Source organism: Micromonospora sp. B006 (genome assembly GCF_003408515.1).
Classification (GTDB): Bacteria; Actinomycetota; Actinomycetes; order Mycobacteriales; family Micromonosporaceae; genus Micromonospora; species Micromonospora echinospora_A.
Genome location: NZ_CP030865.1, coordinates 4,614,024 through 4,632,296, shown reverse-complemented (window position 1 = coordinate 4,632,296; position 18,273 = coordinate 4,614,024). Strand labels below are relative to the sequence as shown.

Here is an 18,273-nt window from a genome sequence, read left to right as displayed (position 1 = left end):
GGGCGACCCCGAGGGCGGCAATGTCATCGGCTGGGGCGGATGCCGGGAGTGTCGGGGCGTGCGGCAGACTCAGGGCCCCGCAAACCCCTCTTCAGGAGTGAATAACGCCGATGTCGCTGCTCGCCAGATTCAGTCTCGCCAACCGGGGCCTGATCGCCCTCGTCGCGTTGGTGACGACGGCGTTCGGCCTGTTCGCCGTGCCGTCGCTGAAGCAGCAGCTCCTGCCGTCGCTGGAGTTTCCCGCCGCGTTCATCGTGGCGACGTACCCGGGCGCCGCGCCGGAGATCGTCGAGTCCCAGGTCGCCGAGCCGATCGAGAACAGCCTCAAGGGCATCCCGGGCCTGGACAAGGTCACCTCGACCTCCCGCGAGGGCTCGGCCACTGTCCAGGTGCAGTACGAGTTCGGCACCGACCTGGACGACGTCGCGAACAAGATGGAGACGGCGCTCAACCGGATCGACGCCCAGCTCCCCGAGGGCGTCGATCCGCAGGTGATCGCCGGCAGCACCGACGATCTGCCCGCCGTGGTGGTCGCCGCGACCGGTGACGGTGACGAGCGGGCGCTGGCGGAGAAGCTGCGCACCGCCGTCGTGCCGGAGCTGGAGGCGCTGGACGGCGTCCGCTCGGTGGACGTCACCGGCGCCCGGAACCAGGTCGTGACGATCACCCCCGACGCGGCGAAGCTCGCCGCCGCCAGGGTGGCGCCGACCGCCATCGCGTCGGCGCTCAAGAGCAACGGCGTTGCGGTGCCGGCGGGCGCGCTCGCCGACGGTGACCGGTCGCTGCCGGTGCAGGTGGGCACGCCGATCCGTACGCTCGACGACCTGCGCGGCATCGTGCTCACCACGGCGCCCGCCGCCCCGGTACGCCTCGGCGACGTCGCGGCGGTGGAGCAGCAGCTCGCGCCGGCGACCTCGTTGACCCGTACCAACGGCAAGCCCAGCCTCGGCATCGCGGTGACGGCCGCTCCGGACGGCAATGCGGTGGAGATCTCGCACGAGATCCGGGACCGGCTGGACGAGCTGGGCGCCGCCGCGGACGCCGAGCTGACTGTGGTCTTCGACCAGGCCCCGTTCGTCGAGAAGTCCATCGAGAGCCTGACCACCGAGGGCCTGCTGGGCCTGGTCATGGCGGTGGTGGTGATCCTGGTCTTCCTGCTGTCGGTGCGTTCCACGGTGGTCACCGCGGTCTCCATCCCGCTGTCCGTGCTGGTCGCGCTGATCGTGCTCTGGTCCGGCGACTACTCGCTGAACCTGCTCACCCTGGGCGCGCTGACCATCGCGGTCGGGCGGGTGGTGGACGACTCCATCGTGGTGCTGGAGAACATCAAACGGCACCTGGAGTACGGCGAGCCGAAGCGGGACGCCATCCTCACCGCGGTACGCGAGGTGGCCGGCGCGGTGACCGCCTCCACGCTCACCACGGTGGCCGTGTTCGCGCCGATCGCCCTGGTGGGCGGCTTCGTCGGGCAGCTCTTCGCTCCGTTCGCGATCACCGTGACGGTGGCGCTGCTCGCCTCGCTCCTGGTGTCGCTGACCGTCATCCCGGTGCTGGCGTACTGGTTCCTGCGGCCGCGCGGCCGCGCTGACGACGCCGCCGCCCGGCGGGCCGCCGAGGAGAAGGAGCTGCGCAACCCGTTGCAGCGGGCGTACCTGCCGGTGATCGACTTCGCCACCCGCTCCCGGAAGACCCGGTGGGCGACCGTCGGTCTGGGCCTGCTGGTGCTGCTGGGCACGTTCGGGCTGGCGCAGAAGCTGGAGACGAACTTCCTGGACGACTCGGGCCAGGACACGCTCGCCATCCGGCAGGACATGCCGGCCGGCACCTCGCTCGCCGGCACCGACCGGGCCGCCGCGCGGATCGAGGAGGTGCTGCGGCGTACCCGCGGGGTGGAGACCTACCAGGTCAGCGCCGGCGGTGGCGACAATCCGTTCGCCGGCGGCGGCAGCGACCGGGCCACCTGGTCGCTGTCGCTCTCCGACGACACGGACGCCGCGACGGTACGCCAGGGCCTGCGCAAGGAGTTCGACGCGCTCGGCCCGGAGGTCGGCGAGTTGACGTTCGGCGGCGGGCAGAACGCCTCCGCCAACCAGGTCGAGGTGGTGGTGCAGGCCGCCGACCAGGAGACGCTGACCCGGGCCGCCGAGGCGGTACGGGCCGCGATGGCCGACACGCCGGACGTGGAGGACGTGACCACCAGCCTGGCCACCCAGGTGCCGCGCGTCGAGGTGACTGTGGACCGGCTGGCCGCGGCCCGCGCCGGGCTCACCGAGGCGGCCGTCGGGCAGCTCGTCGCGCAGACGTACCGGGGTGCGCCGCTCGGCCAGGTCACGCTCGACGGCACGGCCCAGACCGTGGTCCTGAGCAGCGGCGCCCGGCCGCCGCTGACGGTGGAGGAGCTGCGGGCGCTGCCGGTCGGCGCGGTGCCGCTGGACGCGATCGCGGACGTCAACCAGGTCGAGGGCCCGCAGCAGGTGACCCGGATCGACGGTGAGCGCAGCGTCTCGGTCACCGGCACGGCGACCGGCTCGAACCTCGGCGCCACCACGCAGGAGCTGCAGAAGCGGCTGGACGCGCTGGACGTGCCGGGCGCCACGTACGAGATCGGCGGCGTCAGCGCCGACCAGGCGGACGCGTTCGCGGACCTCGGTCTCGCGGTGCTGGCCGCCATCGCGATCGTCTTCCTGATCATGGTGGCCACGTTCCGCAGCCTGACCCAGGCGCTGATCCTGCTGATCTCGGTGCCGTTCGCGGCGACCGGGGCGATCGGGCTGCTGCTGGTCACCGGTACGCCGCTGGGCGTGCCGGCGCTGATCGGCGTGCTCATGCTCGTCGGCATCGTGGTGACGAACGCGATCGTGCTGCTGGACCTGATCAACCAGTACCGGGCCCAGGGCATGGACGTGACCGAGGCCGTGGTCGAGGGTGGTCGCCGCCGGCTCCGGCCGATCCTGATGACAGCCGTCGCCACCATCTTCGCGTTGCTGCCGATGGCGCTGGGGCTGACCGGCGAGGGCGGCTTCATCTCCAAGCCGCTGGCGATCGTGGTGATCGGCGGCCTGCTCAGCTCGACGTTGCTGACGCTGGTGCTGGTGCCGACGCTCTACACGATGGTGGAGCACACCAAGGGCTCGTTCCGGGCCCGGCGCCGGGGCACCCCGGAGCCGGTCGAGCCGGGGCCGACGGCCGATCCGGTGCCGGTGCCGGTCGGCGGCGGCGAGGAGCGGGCCGAGGAGCGAGCCGGGGTCGCGCCGCCGCCGGCCCGCCCGTCGGGCGCGCTGATCGACGGTACGGACCAGTTCGAGGTGCTCCGCCTGCCCAAGACGCGTCGTTCCCCGCTTCCCCCCACCGAGTGACGGGGTCGGGAGGGGCCCGCGCGGCCCCTCCCGACACCTCGGCGCACGGGACACACCGGACCCCTGTCCGGCGGTACGCTCGGTGAGCTGATGCCTACGTGGGGTGCGGGGGCGCGATGGGGGTCGCGGGCCGGTGGAATCGGCGTACCGTGCTGCGCCGGTCCGCGCTGCTGTTCGGTGGCGCCGCGCTCGGCTCGGCCGCCACTGTCGAGAGCACCTGGGTGGCCGACCGCCGGCTCCCGCTGGCGGGCGGGCCGGCCAGCGCCACCCTCGGCAACGGCCACCAGGACGTCGGCCGCGGCGGGGTCCAGGTCCTCTGGGGCGTACGCACCGACGAACCCCTGGTGGCGCTCACCTTCGACGACGGCCCTCGCCCACAGTGGACGCCGATGGTGCTGGACACGCTGGCCGAGCACCGGGTGCCGGCCACCTTCTTCCTGGTCGGTGAGCGGGCGCGCCGGCATGCCCCGCTGGTCCGGGGCCGGATGGACGGCCACGAGGTCGGCAACCACAGCTGGGCGCACCGCGACCTGGCCCGGATGGACGCCGCGACGGTCTACGACGACCTGCGCCGCAGCCACGACGCGATCGCGGCGGCCACCGGATCGCCCCCGCGCCTGCTCCGCCCGCCCTGGGGGCACCTGGGCGGGGCGGTGCTGTACGCGTCGGCCCGCCTGGACTACCGGCTGGTGCTCTGGACGCTGCAGATGGTCGAGAGCGAGTTCCCGCACGACCCGGCCGGGCACGCCCGGCGGATCGTGGCCGACGTACGCCCCGGCACGATCGTGCTCGGGCACGACGTGGGCGACGACCGGCGGCTTGTCGCGCTCCGCGGCCTACCCGACATGATCGACGGGTTGCGGGCCCGGGGATACACCTTCGTCACGGTCTCCGACCTGCTGCGCCGAGCTGCCGGCGGGGGAGCGGCCCGATAGGGTGCCCGCGTGTCGCCCACCCTCTCCGTCCTCGTCCGCAACCGCGACTTCCGCCATCTGTTCATCGCCGAGCTGGTGGTGTTCGGCGCGGACTGGTTCGTCATGGTGCCGCTGCTGGTGCTGCTGCCGGAACTGACCGGCAGCGGGGTGTGGGGCGCGTTGGTGCTGGCCGTGGACACCGGCACCACCGCGTTGCTGCTGCCGTACGCCGGGACCGTGGCCGACCGGTTCGACCGCCGCAAGGTGATGATGGGGGCGAACGTCGCCGCCCTGGCCGGTGTCCTGCTGCTGCTCGGTGTGCGCAGCTCCGGGACGGCCTGGCTGGCGCTGGCGGCGATCGCGCTGGTGGCGGTGGCGAAGGCGTTCTACTCGCCGGCCGCCCAGGCCGCGCTGCCGAACGTGGTCGACCCGGCGGACCTGGCGGCGGCGAACGCGGTCGCCGGCTCGGCCTGGGGCACGATGACAGTGGTCGGCGCCTCGCTCGGCGGCATCCTGAGCGCCGCGTCCGGCCCGTACGTCAGCTTCTGGGTGGCCGCCGCGGGCCTGCTCGCCGCCTTCTTCCTGGCCGCGTCGATCCGCCGGCCGTTGCAGGCGCCGCGCGACCCGGCGGCCGCGGTGCCGCGCACCTGGGCGGCGATCCGGGAGGCGCTGCGCTACATCGCCCAGCGCCCGCGCGTGCTCGCGCTGGTCACCGTGAAGTCGGCGGTCGGCCTGGGCAACGGGGTGCTGACCGTCTTCCCGCTGCTCGCCGGCGTGTACGGCGTCGGCGCGGTCGGCGCGGGCCTGCTCTTCGCCGCCCGGGGCGCCGGGGCCCTGGTCGGCCCGATCCTGATGCGCCGGGTGCTCAGCAACCGGGCCTGGCTGCTCACCGGCCTGGCGCTGTCCATGTCGCTGTACGGCCTGGCCTACCTGGGCGCCTCGGCGGTGTCCTGGTTCCCGCTCGTGCTGATCCTGGTCTTCCTGGCCCACCTGGGCGGCGGCAGCAACTGGGTGCTGTCCAACTACGCGCTGCAGGGCGAGGTGCCGGACCGGCTGCGCGGCCGGGTCTTCGCCACCGACATGATGCTGGCCACGCTCGCCATCGCGGTGAGCCAGCTGGTCGTGGCGCTCGTGGTGGACCGGGTGGACGAGCGCACCGTGCTGGCCGGCTGCGGCCTGGTCACCGTCGTCTACGCGCTCGGCTGGCGGTTCGCGACCCGGCGGCTCTCGCTCACCGACCCGGTCGACACGCCGACCCCGGAGCGCACCGGCTGACCCGCCGGTCCCACGGTCCGGGCGGTCCGGCCGGGCTGTCGGGGTGACGTCCTAGCATGAGCCGGTGCCGACGACCTTCATCCCCGGCCCGGTCCGGGTCCGGGTGCCCGCGACCAGCGCCAACCTGGGCCCCGGCTTCGACGCGCTCGGCCTGGCGCTCGGCCGCCACGACGACGTCACGGCCGAGGTGACCGGCGGCGGAGTGCAGGTGTCGGTGACCGGCGAGGGCGCCGGTGAGCTGCCGGCGGACGAGCGGCACCTCATCGTGACCGCCATGCGGGCCACCTTCGACGCGCTCGGCGCGCAGCCGGCCGGCCTGACGCTGGAGTGCGAGAACCGCATCCCCCAGGCCCGCGGGCTCGGCTCGTCCTCGGCCGCGATCGTGGCCGGGGTGCTGGCGGCCCGCGCGCTGGTGGCCGACGGCCAGCAGCGGATGGACGACGACGCCGCGCTGCGGCTGGCCGCCGAGTTGGAGGGGCACCCGGACAACGTCGCGCCCTGCCTGCTCGGGGGCTTCACGATCGCCTGGACGGAGCCGGGCGGCGCTCGGGCGGTCTCGCTGCCGGTGGCGCCGGCCGTGCGCCCGACCGTCTTCGTGCCCGCCGAGCGGGGCCTGACCTCGGTGGCCCGGGCCGCGCTGCCGGCCACCGTGCCGCACGCGGACGCGGCGCTCAACGCGGGCCGGGCGGCCCTGCTGGTGCACGCGCTGACGGCCGATCCGGCGCTGCTGCTGCCGGCCACCGTCGACCGGCTGCACCAGGAGCAGCGGGCGCCGGGGATGCCCGCCACCGCGGCGCTCGTCGGCGCGCTGCGTGCGTCGGGTGTGGCGGCTGTGGTCAGTGGGGCGGGGCCGACAGTGCTGGCGCTTTCCCAGGTCCCGGTGGGATTCGAGGCGGGAACAGATTGGCGCCGGTGGGAGTTGCCGATAGATGTCAGCGGTGCCCGGGTCATCCGGGGTAGACTTTGACACGCCGAGCGGGGCCCTGTTGCCGCAGGTCGGAAGAGTTGATTACGCTCTAGACCTAGCACAGCCGCGAAGCATGCGATCTTCCTGCGGTTCGGCGCACCCCCGAAGCTCTCGGCGGTCAGCCCGTCACCCCTGCCCAAGGCCCACGCCGCACCGCAGTTTCCACAGGTCGCCGCAGGCGGCGAGACCTGCTCACCGATGGTGGTGAGTCGGGAAACCACCGGCTGCTGTGTCACAGACTCCCGCGACGCGTCCATGCGAGGCGGGTGCACCGAGGCCGCCCGGCCACCTGGTTCCACGACTCCGGGCAGCTCCGGCCTATCGAGGGAAGGAATCCATTGAGCGACACCACCGACGTGACGTCGGATGTTTCCAACGTCGCTGGCGATGCCACCACCGCCGCCCCCACGCGCCGTCGCCGGAGCGGCACCGGCCTGTCGGCGATGCTGCTGCCGGAGCTGCAGAGCCTGGCCGCGTCGCTCGGCATCTCTGGTACGGCCCGCATGCGCAAGGGCGAGCTGATCAGTGCCATCACCGAGCGGCAGCAGGGCGGCGCCGCCGCCGGGACCCCTCGACCGCGCGCCGAGGTAGCGGCCGCGGCTGCTGCTCCCGCCCGTGAGGAGGTGCACGCGGAGGTCCGTGAGGAGCGGGCCGAGGCGCGCCCCGCCGAGCAGGCGCCCGCCGAGGCGACCGAGGGTCGTACCCGTGGCCGCCGCAGCCGGGCCGCCGCCGCGACCACCGAGGCCCGGCCGGCCGAGACGCCGGCGGCCGAGGCGCGGCCGGCCGAGACCCGTGCCGAGGAGGCTCCCGCCGAGACCGGCGAGCGGGCCGAGGGCCGAGGCCGTGAGCGGGCCGAGCGCGGCGACCGGGCCGAGCGTGGCGGCGAGCGTGCCGACCGTGCCGAGCGCGGCGGCGACCGGACCGAGCGTGCCGACCGTGCCGAGCGCGGCGGCGACCGGACCGAGCGCGGCGACCGGGCCGAGCGTGGCGAGCGTGCCGAGCGTGGCGGCGAGCGTGCCGAGCGCAACGACCGTGGTGACCGGGCTGAGCGCGGCGACCGTGGTGACCGGGCCGAGCGCGGTGGCGACCGCAACGAGCGTGCCGACCGGGGCGAGCGTGCGGAGCGCAACGACCGCAACGACCGCAACGATCGGGGCGACCGCAACGATCGCAACGACCGGGGTCAGCGCGCCGAGCGGGACAACGACGGCGACGACGACGAGGGCGGCGGCCGGCGGGGCCGGCGCAGCCGGTTCCGGGACCGCCGTCGCGGCCGTGGCGAGCGGGGCGAGGGCGACAGCGGTGGCGGTGGCGGCCGCGAGCCGCAGGTCGGCGAGGACGACGTGCTCGTCCCGGTCGCCGGCATCATCGACGTGCTCGACAACTACGCCTTCGTCCGGACCACCGGCTACCTGGCCGGCCCGAACGACGTGTACGTCTCGATGTCCCAGATCAAGAAGTACGGCCTGCGCCGCGGTGACGCGATCACCGGCGCCGTGCGGGCCGCGCGGGACGGCGAGCAGCGGCGCGACAAGTACAACCCGCTGGTCCGGCTGGACACCATCAACGGGATGGAGCCGGACGAGGCGAAGCGCCGGCCGGAGTTCTACAAGCTCACCCCGCTCTACCCGCAGGAGCGCCTGCGGCTGGAGACCGAGCCGCACATCCTCACCACCCGGGTGATCGACCTGGTCATGCCGATCGGCAAGGGCCAGCGGGCGCTCATCGTGTCGCCGCCGAAGGCCGGTAAGACGATGGTGCTGCAGGCGATCGCGAACGCGATCACCCGCAACAACCCGGAGTGCCACCTGATGGTGGTGCTGGTCGACGAGCGGCCCGAAGAGGTCACCGACATGCAGCGCTCGGTGAAGGGCGAGGTCATCGCGGCCACGTTCGACCGTCCGCCGCAGGACCACACCACGGTCGCGGAGCTGGCGATCGAGCGGGCGAAGCGCCTGGTCGAGCTGGGGCACGACGTGGTCGTGCTGCTCGACTCGGTGACCCGGCTCGGCCGGTCGTACAACCTGGCGGCGCCGGCCAGCGGCCGGATCATGTCGGGTGGTATCGACTCCACCGCGCTCTACCCGCCCAAGCGCTTCCTCGGCGCGGCGCGCAACATCGAGAACGGCGGCTCGCTGACCATTCTCGCCACCGCGCTGGTGGAGACCGGGTCCATGGCGGACACGGTCATCTTCGAGGAGTTCAAGGGCACCGGTAACGCCGAGCTGAAGCTGGACCGGAAGATCGCCGACAAGCGGGTCTTCCCGGCGATCGACATCAACCCCTCCGGCACCCGCAAGGAGGAGGTCCTGCTCGCGCCGGAGGAGCTGGCGATCATCCACAAGCTCCGCAAGGTGCTGCACTCGCTGGACTCGCAGGCGGCGCTCGACCTCCTGCTGGACCGGCTCAAGCAGTCCCGCACCAACATCGAGTTCCTGATGCAGATCGCGAAGTCCACTCCGGGCGAGTGATCTGACGGACGACGAACGAGGGGCACGGCCGAACGCGGCCGTGCCCCTCGTCGCGTTCCCGGCACCGCCACGGTGAAGTTTTCCTTCGGTTCAGCCGCTAGGTATTGAAACTTCTGTTCATCGTCGGGTTGACTGTCGTCCATGCGAACCCGCAGTCGACCCGCCCGCCTCGCCGGCGTCCTGCTGCTGACGCCGTTGCTGACCATCACCGCGCCGACGCCGTCCGCCGCGACGGCCGCCGGGCCGTCGCCCGTCGCGCCGCCGGCCGCCACCGCCGCCGAGGACGCGCCACGCGCCTCGTCCCGTCCCGACCCCGCCGTCGCGCTGGCCGGTGTGGAGCCGGCCGGCGGCCTGGAGACCGCCAAGAGCACCCGGCCGGTCGCGCCCGGCCTGAACCTGACCTCCTTCGACAGGTACGACGCGGCCGGCTGGCTGCGCGCCGACGCGCTCACCGCGGATCTGAGCGGTGGGCTGACCGTGGACTACGTGAACTCGGGCGAGGTGACGCGGGACGAGCCGCTGCGCGCCGCGGTGGACCGGTCCCGCGCGGTCGCGGCGGTGAACGGCGACTTCTTCGACATCAACAACTCCGGCGCCGCCCAGGGCGTCGGCATCCGCTCCGGCGAGCTGGTGCAGTCGCCGGTCGCCGGGCACCCCAACGCGGTGGGCGTCAGCGCCCAGGGCATCGGCCGGGTCGTCGAGGTCGGCTTCGAGGGCGCCGCGACGCTGCCCACCGGGCCGGTGCCGCTCACCCAGTTCAACAACATGGTGCAGCGCGACGGCGTGGGAGTCTTCACGCCGCTCTGGGGCTCGTACACCCGCAAGCGGGCCGTGGAGGGCGCGGCCCGGACGGTCGAGGTGACGCTGACCGGCGGCCGGGTCGCGAGCGTGGCCACCACGGCGGGCGAGGGCCCGATCCCGGCCGGCAGCACCGTGCTGCTCGGCCGCGAGGCCGGCGCCGACGCGCTCGCCGCGCTGCGGCCCGGCGACGCGGTGGACGTGTCCTGGCGGACGCGGGCCTCCGACGGCGGTGACCTGCGCGCCGCGGTGGGCGGCGGCAACGTGCTGGTCCGCGACGGCGTGGTGCAGGACATCGCCGACCAGTCGCTGGCTCCGCGTACCGCTGTCGGCTTCTCCGCCGACGGACGCAAGATGATCATGCTGACGGTGGACGGCCGGCAGGTCGACAGCCGCGGCGTCACGCAGACCGAGATGGGCCGCATGATGGCCGAGCTGGGCGCCGCGAACGCGCTCAACCTCGACGGCGGCGGCTCGTCCACGCTGCTGGCCAGGGAACCGGGCGCGGCCACGGTCCAGGTGGAGAACAGCCCGTCCGACGGCAGCGAGCGGCCGGTGCCCAACGGGCTCGCCGTCTACGCCCCGAAGGGCAGCGGCCGGCTCACCGGCTACTGGCTGGAGACCGCCAGCGACCCGACCGCCGCGCCGGGCGTGGCGCCGGTGCGCGGCGGCCGGCCGGACCGGGTCTTCCCGGGCCTCACCCGCCGGCTCACCGCCGCCGGATACGACGAGACGTACGGCCCGGCCGCCGGCGAGCCGCGCTGGCACGCCACCCACGGACGGGTGGACGGCGACGGCGTGTTCCGGGCAGCCGTGCCCGGCCGCAGCACCGTCACCGCCGCGCGCGGACGCGCCCGGGGCACGATCGAGCTGACAGTGCTCGGCCCGCTGGCGCGCATCGACGGCACCGTCGACCGGGTCGGCCTGGACCGGGCCGGGGACCGCGGCCTGTTCGGCGTGGTCGGCTACGACGCCGAGGGCAACACCGCGCCGATCGAGCCGGCCGACCTGAAGCTGGAGTACGACAGCGACCTGCTCTCGATCACCCCCACCGCCGACGGCAACCTGTCCGTCGAGGCGCTCCGCGAGACCGGCTCAGCGCTGGTCACCGCGCGGGTCGGCAACCACAGCACGGTCCTGCCGGTGACTGTCGGGCTCACCGACGTGCCGGTGGCCGGGTTCGACGACGCCGCGTCGTGGAAGTTCAGCCAGGCCCGCGCCTCCGGTGCGGTCGCCCCGGCCGAGGGGCACACCGGCACCGGGCTGCGGATGTCGTACGACTTCAGCCAGTCCACCGGCACCCGGGCCGCGTACGCCGACCCGCCGGCCTGGATCGACGTACCCGGCCAGCCGCAGGCGTTCGGCATGTGGATCAAGGCCAACGGCACCGGCGAGTGGCCCAGCCTGCACCTGCACGACGCGCAGGACACCCAGTTCGTGCTGCGCGGTCCGTACCTGGACTGGACCGGCTGGAAGTACGTCGAGTTCGCCGTACCGCCCGGCGTGCAGTACCCGGTGCGGGTGCGCCGGTTCTACGTGGCCGAGACGGACCCGGCCAAGCAGTACCGCAGCGAGGTGGTCATCGACGACCTGGTCGCCCGGGTGCCGCCGGACGTGCAGGCGCCGCCGGAGCCGAACCGCACCGACCGGGTGGTGGTCCGCGACGGCACCGTGGACGGGGCGCCCTGGCGCTTCGCGGTGCTCTCCGACGCCCAGTTCGTCGCCGCGAACCCGGACAGCGACCTGGTCGCCCAGGCCCGCCGTACGCTGCGCGAGGTCCGCGCCGCCCGGCCGGACTTCCTGATCATCAACGGTGACTTCGTGGACACCGCCTACCCGGCGGACTTCGCGCTGGCCAAGCGCATCCTGGACGAGGAGCTGGGCGGCGAGGTGCCGTACCACTACGTACCTGGCAACCACGAGATCATGGGCGCGCCGATCGACAACTTCCGCAGCGTCTTCGGGGACACCTCGCGCGTATTCGACCACCGGGGCACCCGGTTCCTCACGCTGAGCACCGCCACCGGGTCGCTGCGCGGCGGCGGGTTCGACCAGGTGGAGCTGCTGCGCCGGACGCTCGACCAGGCCGCCGCCGACCGCTCGGTGGGCTCGGTGGCAGTGCTGTTCCACCACCCGCCGCGCGACCCGAGCCCGGCCAAGGCCAGCCAGCTCGGCGACCGGAAGGAGGCGGCGCTGGTCGAGCAGTGGCTGGCCGACTTCCAGCACCGCACCGGCAAGGGCGCGCTGATGGTCAACGGCCACGTCGGCACGTTCCACGCCGACCGGGTGGACGGCGTGCCGTACGTGATCAACGGCAACTCGGGCAAGGACCCGTCCACCCCGGCCGGGCTCGGCGGGTTCACCGGCTGGACCGAGTTCGGGGTGGACCCGGTGACGCCGGGGGAGGCCGAGCGGGCCCGCCGTGACCCGCTGGCCGAGGGCCCGACGTGGGTGAGCGCGGAGACGCACGCGCACGTCGACCGGCTCGCGCTGACCGCGCCCGCGCAGGCGCGCCAGGGCTCGCCCGTGGACGTGACGGCCACGCTCACCCAGCCCAGCGGCCGGCAGGTGCCGGTGGCCGCGCCGGTCAGCGCGGACTGGTCCGGCTCGCCGAACCTGCACATCGGGGGTGCCGCGGGCGTACGGCCGTGGCACGTGGCCCGGTTCGACCCGGCCACCGGCCGGCTGACCGCGTTGCGCCCGGGGGCTCAGGTGCTCCTGGCGGTGACAGTCAACGGCGTGAAGGCCGAGACGACGGTGACCACCGCCGCAGCGGTCCGCGCGCCCGCGGCCTGACCCGGGGCCGGGGCTCCTCATCCTGGGGGAGGAGCCCCGGCCCCCCGGCCTTGCCCCGTTGATCATGAACTTGACCTGGACAAAAGCGACAGAAGGTGCCGCCAAGTTCATGATCAACCAGTTAGGGGTGGGAGGGGGTGGGAATGCGGGAGTGTGGGCGGGCGTTGCGGGTGGCGGACCTCCTGTGCCGGGTGGGCGAGCCCCATGGCACACTGGTCAATCGGCCACCGGTTCCGGTTCACGCCCGAGCCCGTCGCGGACGACGGGGAGCACCGACGGCGACCCGGCGACCACCGACGAAAGGACCGAGGCGACATGAAGCCCAACATCCACCCGGAGTACGCGACCACCGAGGTCCGCTGCTCCTGCGGCAACACCTTCACGACCCGCAGCACCGCCAAGGGCGGCGCCATCAGCGTCGAGACCTGCAGCGCCTGCCACCCGTTCTACACCGGTAAGCAGCGCGTGCTGGACACCGCCGGCCGGGTCGCGAAGTTCCAGCAGAAGTACGCCAAGGTTCAGGCCAAGAAGGCCAAGTAGCTCCGTCGACGACGCCCGTGTCCGGCTCCCGCCGGGCACGGGCGTTCGTCCGTTTGCGCCGGTTTAATCCCCAAGGAGCATCCGCAGCATGAGCAGTGAGCGCCTGGCCGCCCTCCTCGACGAGTACGCCGAGCTGGAGCGGCGGCTGGCCGACCCGGCCATCCACGCCGACCAGGGCGCCGCCCGGCGCGTCGGCCGTCGGTACGCCGAACTGGTCCCGCTGCACAAGGCGGCCGGCGAGCTGGAGCAGGCCCGCGCCGACCTGGCCGCCGCGCGCGAGCTGGCCGCCGAGGACGCGACGTTCGCCACCGAGGCGGAGGCCATCGCCGCCTCCCTGCCGGCGCTGGAGGAACGGCTCGCGGAACTGCTCATCCCGCGCGACCCGCACGACGCCAAGGACGTGATCGTCGAGATCAAGGCCGGCGAGGGCGGCGAGGAGTCCGCGCTGTTCGCCGGGGACCTGCTGCGGATGTACACCAGGTACGCCGAACGGCACGGCTGGGTCACCGAGGTGATCGACGCCCAGGACTCCGACCTGGGTGGCGTCAAGGACGTGTCGCTGGCGATCAAGAGCAAGGGCGTGCCGGAGGGCGGCAACGGCGTCTGGTCCCGGCTCAAGTGGGAGGGCGGCGTGCACCGGGTGCAGCGCGTCCCGGTGACCGAGTCGCAGGGCCGGATCCACACCAGCGCGGCGGGCGTGCTGGTGCTGCCCGAGGCGGAGGACGTCGACGTCACCATCGACCCGAACGAGCTGCGCATCGACGTGTTCCGCTCGTCCGGCCCCGGTGGCCAGTCGGTGAACACCACCGACTCGGCGGTACGGATCACCCACGTGCCCACCGGCATCGTGGTCTCCTGCCAGAACGAGAAGTCGCAGCTGCAGAACCGCGAGCAGGCCATGCGCATCCTGCGTGCCCGGCTGCTCGCCGCCGCTCAGGAGCAGGCCGACGCGGCGGCGTCAGACGCCCGTAAGGCGCAGGTCCGCACCGTGGACCGGTCCGAGCGGATCCGCACCTACAACTTCCCGCAGAACCGGATCACCGACCACCGCATCGGCTACACCGCGTACAACCTGGACCTGGCGCTGGCCGGCGAGCTGGACGGGGTGCTCGACGCGCTGACCGAGGCGGACCGCGCGGCCCGCCTGGCCGGCGAGACGGAGTTGTCCCGCCGCTGACCGCTGGGGGTGTTAAGCGGGGGCCCCTCCTCTACCGGAGGCGTTAACAGGGGGCCCTTCCTTACCGCTCAGCTCGCGCGCGGTCGCGCCTTGGCGCGCAGCATCTCCCGGTCGGCCAGCTCGAACGCGGTGCCGAGCGCCTCCCGCACGCTCACAGTGGTGCTGCCGTCGACCTCGGCGAAACCGATGGTCACCCCGACCGGGGTGCCCGGCACCAGGGACTCCCAGTCCTCGGTGCGGACGGCCGCCTCTATCCGCCGGGCCACCTCGACCGCCTCCGGCATGACGGTGTCGGGCAGCACCACGACGAACTCGTCGCCGCCGTAGCGGGCCACGAAGTCGCCGCGCCGCATCACCCGGTTGATCACCCCGGCCACCCGTTGCAGCACCAGGTCGCCGGAGTGGTGGCCGTGGCGGGTGTTCACCGCCTTGAACCCGTCGAGGTCGCAGACGCCGATCACTACCCGCTCGCCCCGCGACACCACAGCGCCCAGGTAGCGCTCCAGCCGGCGCCGGTTGGGCAGACCGGTGAGCGGGTCGGTGAGCGCCTCGCCCTCGTACCGGGCCGCCTCGCGGCGCATCTCCTCGTGGTCGATCCGGGCGGCGATGCCGTCGATGTAGACGTCCCGCAGCCGGTCGCTGCGCCGCGCGGCCAGCCGGAACGCGTGCCGGTCGGCCCGGTGCGCGCCCGCGTGGTCGCCGGCCCTTGCCAGCGCGACGCTGCGCAGCCGGGGCGCCTCGGCCGCGCCGAGCGTCTCGTCGGAGACCTGGAGCGCGTCCAGCCGGGTGACCGCCTCGATCGGGCGGTCGGCGGCGACGGCCAGGCAGACCTGACCGAGCTGGCGCAGGTCGCGGGCGCGGGCGCTGTCGCCGCCGTGGCCGAGCAGCCGTTTCGGGTCGGCGTCCCCGGCGGACTCCACCCGGTCGCCGAGCGCGGCCCGCCGGGCGGCGGCGTAGCCGTACGCGGCGAGGCTGCTGGGACGTAGGTTGCCGGCCCGCCCGCCGCGCAGGAACCGGGCCAGGTCACCGGCGACGTCGCGCAGGACCCGCAGGCAGCCGTCGCTGTCGCCGTTGTGGTCGAGCGCCACCGCGTTGCGCAGCCGGATCCCCGGCGCGGCGAACGTCTCCTCCGGGATGCCGGCGCTGAGCCCCACCTCGCGGGCGCGCTCGATCGCGCCCAGCGCGTGGCCGTGGAAGCTCAGGTACGAGTACGCCATCGCGAGGTCGTGCCAGCCCCACGCGGTGTCCCGGTCCGGCGTGTCGTCGGCGCCCAGCGCGCGGGCGGCCCGGACCAGGTGCATCACGCACCGGTCCAGCGCGCCCTGGTGGTGGGCGGCGAGCGCGGCGAGCGCGTTGAGGTGCCCATGCAGGTAGGGCTCGGCGAGGTCGCGTACGGCGGCGGAGGCGTCCTCGACGGCGCGGGTGAACTCGGCGGTCCGGCCGAGATTGATCAGCGCGGACAGCCGTTGCACGAGTGCGTCGGCGCGGGCGTACGGGTCGCCGGTGGTGCGGATGACGCGGTCGAGCAGGGCGCACGCCTCCGCTGACCGGCTGGCCTCCTGCAGTGACCGAGCGCGTCGGAGAGCGTCAACCTGGTCCTCGACCTGGTCGAGCCAGCCCACTCGCGACCTCCCTGCCGTGTGCGCCCGGACGCACCCGCTCGTGAGGTGGGCCGCGACGCTTCATGATTATTGCGTGACAGCACTCCCGCAACACCCGTCCGAAGGGACAGAACGCGAACGGCCCTCGCTGGTGATCGCCCGGGTGGCCCGGGCGCTCGCGGCGGCGGGCGTCGAGGCGCCCCGCGCCGAGGCCGAGCAACTGGCCGCGTACGTCCTCCAGGTGCCGCGCGGCCGGCTGGCGCTTGCCGACGGCTTCACCCCGGCGCAGCGCGACCACCTGGAGGCGCTGGTCGGACGGCGGGTGACCCGGGAGCCGTTGCAGCACCTGATCGGCACGGCGGGCTTCCGGTTGCTGGAGCTGGCGGTCGGGCCGGGCGTGTTCGTGCCCCGCCCGGAGACCGAGCTGCTGGCCGGCTGGGGGATCGAGCGGGCCCGGGAGCGTACGGCGCCGCTCGTGGTCGACCTGTGCAGCGGCTCCGGCGCGATCGCCCTGGCGGTGGCGCAGGAGGTGCCAGCGGCCCGGGTGGTGGCTGTGGAACGGTCCCCGGCCGCGCTGGCGTGGCTGCGGCGCAACGCGGCCGACCGGGCCGCCGCGGGGGACCGGCCGGTCGAGGTGGTGGCCGCCGACGTGACCGGTCCGGCCCTGCTGGCCGACCTGACCGGGCGGGTCGACGTGCTGCTCTGCAACCCGCCGTACGTGCCGAGGTCGGTGACGGTGCCGCCGGAGGTGGCCGGACACGACCCGGACGAGGCGGTCTTCGGCGGCGCGGACGGGCTGGACGTGATCCGCCCGGTGGTGCGCCGGGCCGCCGCGCTGCTGCGCCCGGGCGGCGCGATCGGGATCGAGCACGACGACACGCACGCGACGGCGGTGCCCGCGCTGCTGCGCGGCGACGGCCGCTACGACCGCGTCGAGGAGCACCGGGACCTGGCCGGGCGGCCCCGGTGGGCGAGCGCGTCCCGGCGGGCGGACGGCACCCACGCCGAGACCGCCCGGGCGTGGCAGACTGACTCCTCGTGATGCTCTACGACTGTCGGTCGCCCGCCGACCGGGACCGCGGCATCGCCGCTGCCATCGAGGCGGTCAAGAACGGGGAACTCGTCGTCCTGCCGACCGACACGGTCTACGGCATCGGGGCGGACGCGTTCACGCCGTACGCGGTGAAGGCCCTGGCGGACACCAAGGGCGGCGCCCGGCAGGCGCCCCCGGTGCTCATCGGCTCCCGGCACACGCTCGACGGCCTGGTGTTCTCGCTGCCCGGCGCGGCCCGCGACCTGGTCGAGGCGTTCTGGCCGGGCGCGCTGACGATCGTGGTGGAGCACTCGCCGAGCCTGGCCTGGGATCTGGGCGACAGCAGCGGCACGGTGGCGGTACGGATGCCGCTGCACCCGGTGGCGCTGGAGGTGCTGCGGGAGACCGGGCCGATGGCGGTGGCGTCGGCCAACAAGGTCGGCCAGCCGGCCGCGCTCACCGCCGAGGAGGCGCGTGACCAGCTCGGCTACGGCGTCCGGGCCTACCTGGAGGCCGGGCCGGCGGTGGACCCGGTGCCGAGCACCATCGTCGACCTGACCGGCGAGGTGCCGCGGGTGCTGCGCGAGGGCGCGGTGACGCTGGCGAAGCTGCGGGAGGTCGTGCCGGACATCCTCGACGAGCGGGGGGTCTGAGTGCCGCCCTTCACCGTCCTGCACGTCTGCATGGGCAACATCTGCCGGTCGCCGATGGCCGAGCGGCTGCTGCTGCTCGCGGTCCGGGAGCGGCTGGCCCGCCTCGACGTCGACCCGGCCGGGTCGGACGCGCTCGTGCACAGTCACAGCGCCGGCACCGGCGGCTGGCACGCGGGTGAGGAGATGAACCCGCCGGCCGCCCGCCAGGTGATCTCGCGCGGCGGCGACACCGAGGGGTTCGCCGCCCGGCGGCTGCGCTCCGACCTGATCGACGCCGCCGACCTGGTGCTCACCGCCACCGCCGACCAGCAGGAGTACGTGGTGGCGTTGCGGCCGGACGCCACCGCGCGCACGTTCGTGCTGGGTGAGTTCGGCCGCCTGCTCGGCGGGCTGGACCGGTCCGCCCTGCCGCCGGCCGAGCCCACGCCGGACGCCGTGTACGCGCGCGGCGTCGCGCTGGTGGCGGCCGCCGACGCGGCCCGGCAGAACGCCTCCGCGCTGCCCACCGACGATCTGGACGACCCGTGGGGCCGGGGCGACCAGTGCTTCAGCCGGGTCGCGGACGAGATCGAGGAGACGGTGCAGCCGCTGGCTGCCGCGCTGTTGCCCTGAGATTCATCCTTCCTCGCGAACTTCCTGCGCCTTTCTCGGAAGGTGGCGGCAAAAGCGAACATTCCGGTCATTCTGAACAG

12 protein-coding genes are annotated in these 18,273 nt (G+C 74.1%); 11 read left to right on the top strand and 1 reads right to left on the bottom strand.

The genetic code is table 11. From position 1 onward, the window contains the following. Positions 1-110: 110 nt before the first annotated feature. The 8 genes from MicB006_RS20745 to prfA all read left to right on the top strand — a co-directional run bounded on the left by MicB006_RS20745 (position 111) and on the right by prfA (position 14,294). On the top strand, positions 111-3,356 hold the full coding sequence (locus tag MicB006_RS20745; protein WP_116508329.1) for an efflux RND transporter permease subunit: 3,246 nt from the start codon (positions 111-113) through the stop codon (positions 3,354-3,356). A 116-nt stretch (positions 3,357-3,472) separates the two neighbouring features. Next, positions 3,473-4,291 (top strand): polysaccharide deacetylase family protein, encoded by an 819-nt coding sequence (locus MicB006_RS20740; RefSeq protein ID WP_116508327.1) that lies wholly within the window; start codon positions 3,473-3,475, stop codon positions 4,289-4,291. A gap of 9 nt (positions 4,292-4,300) precedes the next feature. Then, positions 4,301-5,545: an MFS transporter gene (locus MicB006_RS20735; RefSeq protein ID WP_116508325.1), complete on the top strand. Its 1,245-nt coding sequence runs from the start codon at positions 4,301-4,303 to the stop codon at positions 5,543-5,545. 64 nt (positions 5,546-5,609) lie between these two features. Further along, on the top strand, positions 5,610-6,512 hold the full coding sequence (gene thrB, locus MicB006_RS20730; RefSeq protein WP_116508324.1) for a homoserine kinase: 903 nt from the start codon (positions 5,610-5,612) through the stop codon (positions 6,510-6,512). Positions 6,513-6,850: 338 nt separating this feature from the next. Then, positions 6,851-8,983: a transcription termination factor Rho gene (gene rho / locus MicB006_RS20725; protein ID WP_116508322.1), complete on the top strand. Its 2,133-nt coding sequence runs from the start codon at positions 6,851-6,853 to the stop codon at positions 8,981-8,983. A 141-nt stretch (positions 8,984-9,124) separates the two neighbouring features. Further along, positions 9,125-12,577 (top strand): phosphodiester glycosidase family protein, encoded by a 3,453-nt coding sequence (locus MicB006_RS20720; protein WP_116508320.1) that lies wholly within the window; start codon positions 9,125-9,127, stop codon positions 12,575-12,577. Positions 12,578-12,892: 315 nt separating this feature from the next. Further along, a complete protein-coding gene (gene rpmE / locus MicB006_RS20715; RefSeq protein WP_073828674.1) occupies positions 12,893-13,117 on the top strand; it encodes a 50S ribosomal protein L31 in 225 nt (74 codons plus the stop codon). Between the two features lie 88 nt (positions 13,118-13,205). Further along, positions 13,206-14,294 carry a peptide chain release factor 1 gene (gene prfA, locus MicB006_RS20710; protein WP_073828673.1) on the top strand — a complete coding sequence of 363 codons (1,089 nt, stop codon included), beginning with the start codon at positions 13,206-13,208 and terminating at the stop codon, positions 14,292-14,294. A gap of 68 nt (positions 14,295-14,362) precedes the next feature. Here prfA and MicB006_RS20705 read toward each other — a convergent pair whose 3' ends face one another. Beyond that, positions 14,363-15,916 carry a diguanylate cyclase gene (locus MicB006_RS20705; protein ID WP_073828672.1) on the bottom strand — a complete coding sequence of 518 codons (1,554 nt, stop codon included), beginning with the start codon at positions 15,914-15,916 and terminating at the stop codon, positions 14,363-14,365. Between the two features lie 130 nt (positions 15,917-16,046). Between MicB006_RS20705 and prmC the strand changes: the two genes are divergently transcribed. Genes prmC through MicB006_RS20690 form a run of 3 tightly spaced genes read left to right on the top strand, consistent with a single transcriptional unit; the run spans position 16,047 to position 18,193 of the window. Beyond that, on the top strand, positions 16,047-16,937 hold the full coding sequence (gene prmC / locus MicB006_RS20700) for a peptide chain release factor N(5)-glutamine methyltransferase (protein ID WP_116508318.1): 891 nt from the start codon (positions 16,047-16,049) through the stop codon (positions 16,935-16,937). After that, entirely contained in the window at positions 16,937-17,581 is a 645-nt protein-coding gene (locus tag MicB006_RS20695; protein WP_116511660.1) for an L-threonylcarbamoyladenylate synthase, read from the top strand. The genes prmC and MicB006_RS20695 overlap by 1 nt, the downstream gene beginning before the upstream one ends. Beyond that, positions 17,582-18,193: a phosphotyrosine protein phosphatase gene (locus MicB006_RS20690; RefSeq protein ID WP_116508316.1), complete on the top strand. Its 612-nt coding sequence runs from the start codon at positions 17,582-17,584 to the stop codon at positions 18,191-18,193. The last annotated feature ends 80 nt before the right edge of the window (positions 18,194-18,273 follow it).

What these genes read in the sequence shown, in the direction of transcription:
- MicB006_RS20745 (WP_116508329.1), top strand. Translation starts at nt 111, where the DNA reads ATGTCGCTGCTCGCCAGATTCAGTCTCGCCAACCGGGGCCTGATCGCC.
- MicB006_RS20740 (WP_116508327.1), top strand. Translation starts at nt 3,473, where the DNA reads ATGGGGGTCGCGGGCCGGTGGAATCGGCGTACCGTGCTGCGCCGGTCC.
- MicB006_RS20720 (WP_116508320.1), top strand. Translation starts at nt 9,125, where the DNA reads ATGCGAACCCGCAGTCGACCCGCCCGCCTCGCCGGCGTCCTGCTGCTG.
- rpmE (WP_073828674.1), top strand. Translation starts at nt 12,893, where the DNA reads ATGAAGCCCAACATCCACCCGGAGTACGCGACCACCGAGGTCCGCTGC.
- prfA (WP_073828673.1), top strand. Translation starts at nt 13,206, where the DNA reads ATGAGCAGTGAGCGCCTGGCCGCCCTCCTCGACGAGTACGCCGAGCTG.
- MicB006_RS20695 (WP_116511660.1), top strand. Translation starts at nt 16,937, where the DNA reads ATGCTCTACGACTGTCGGTCGCCCGCCGACCGGGACCGCGGCATCGCC.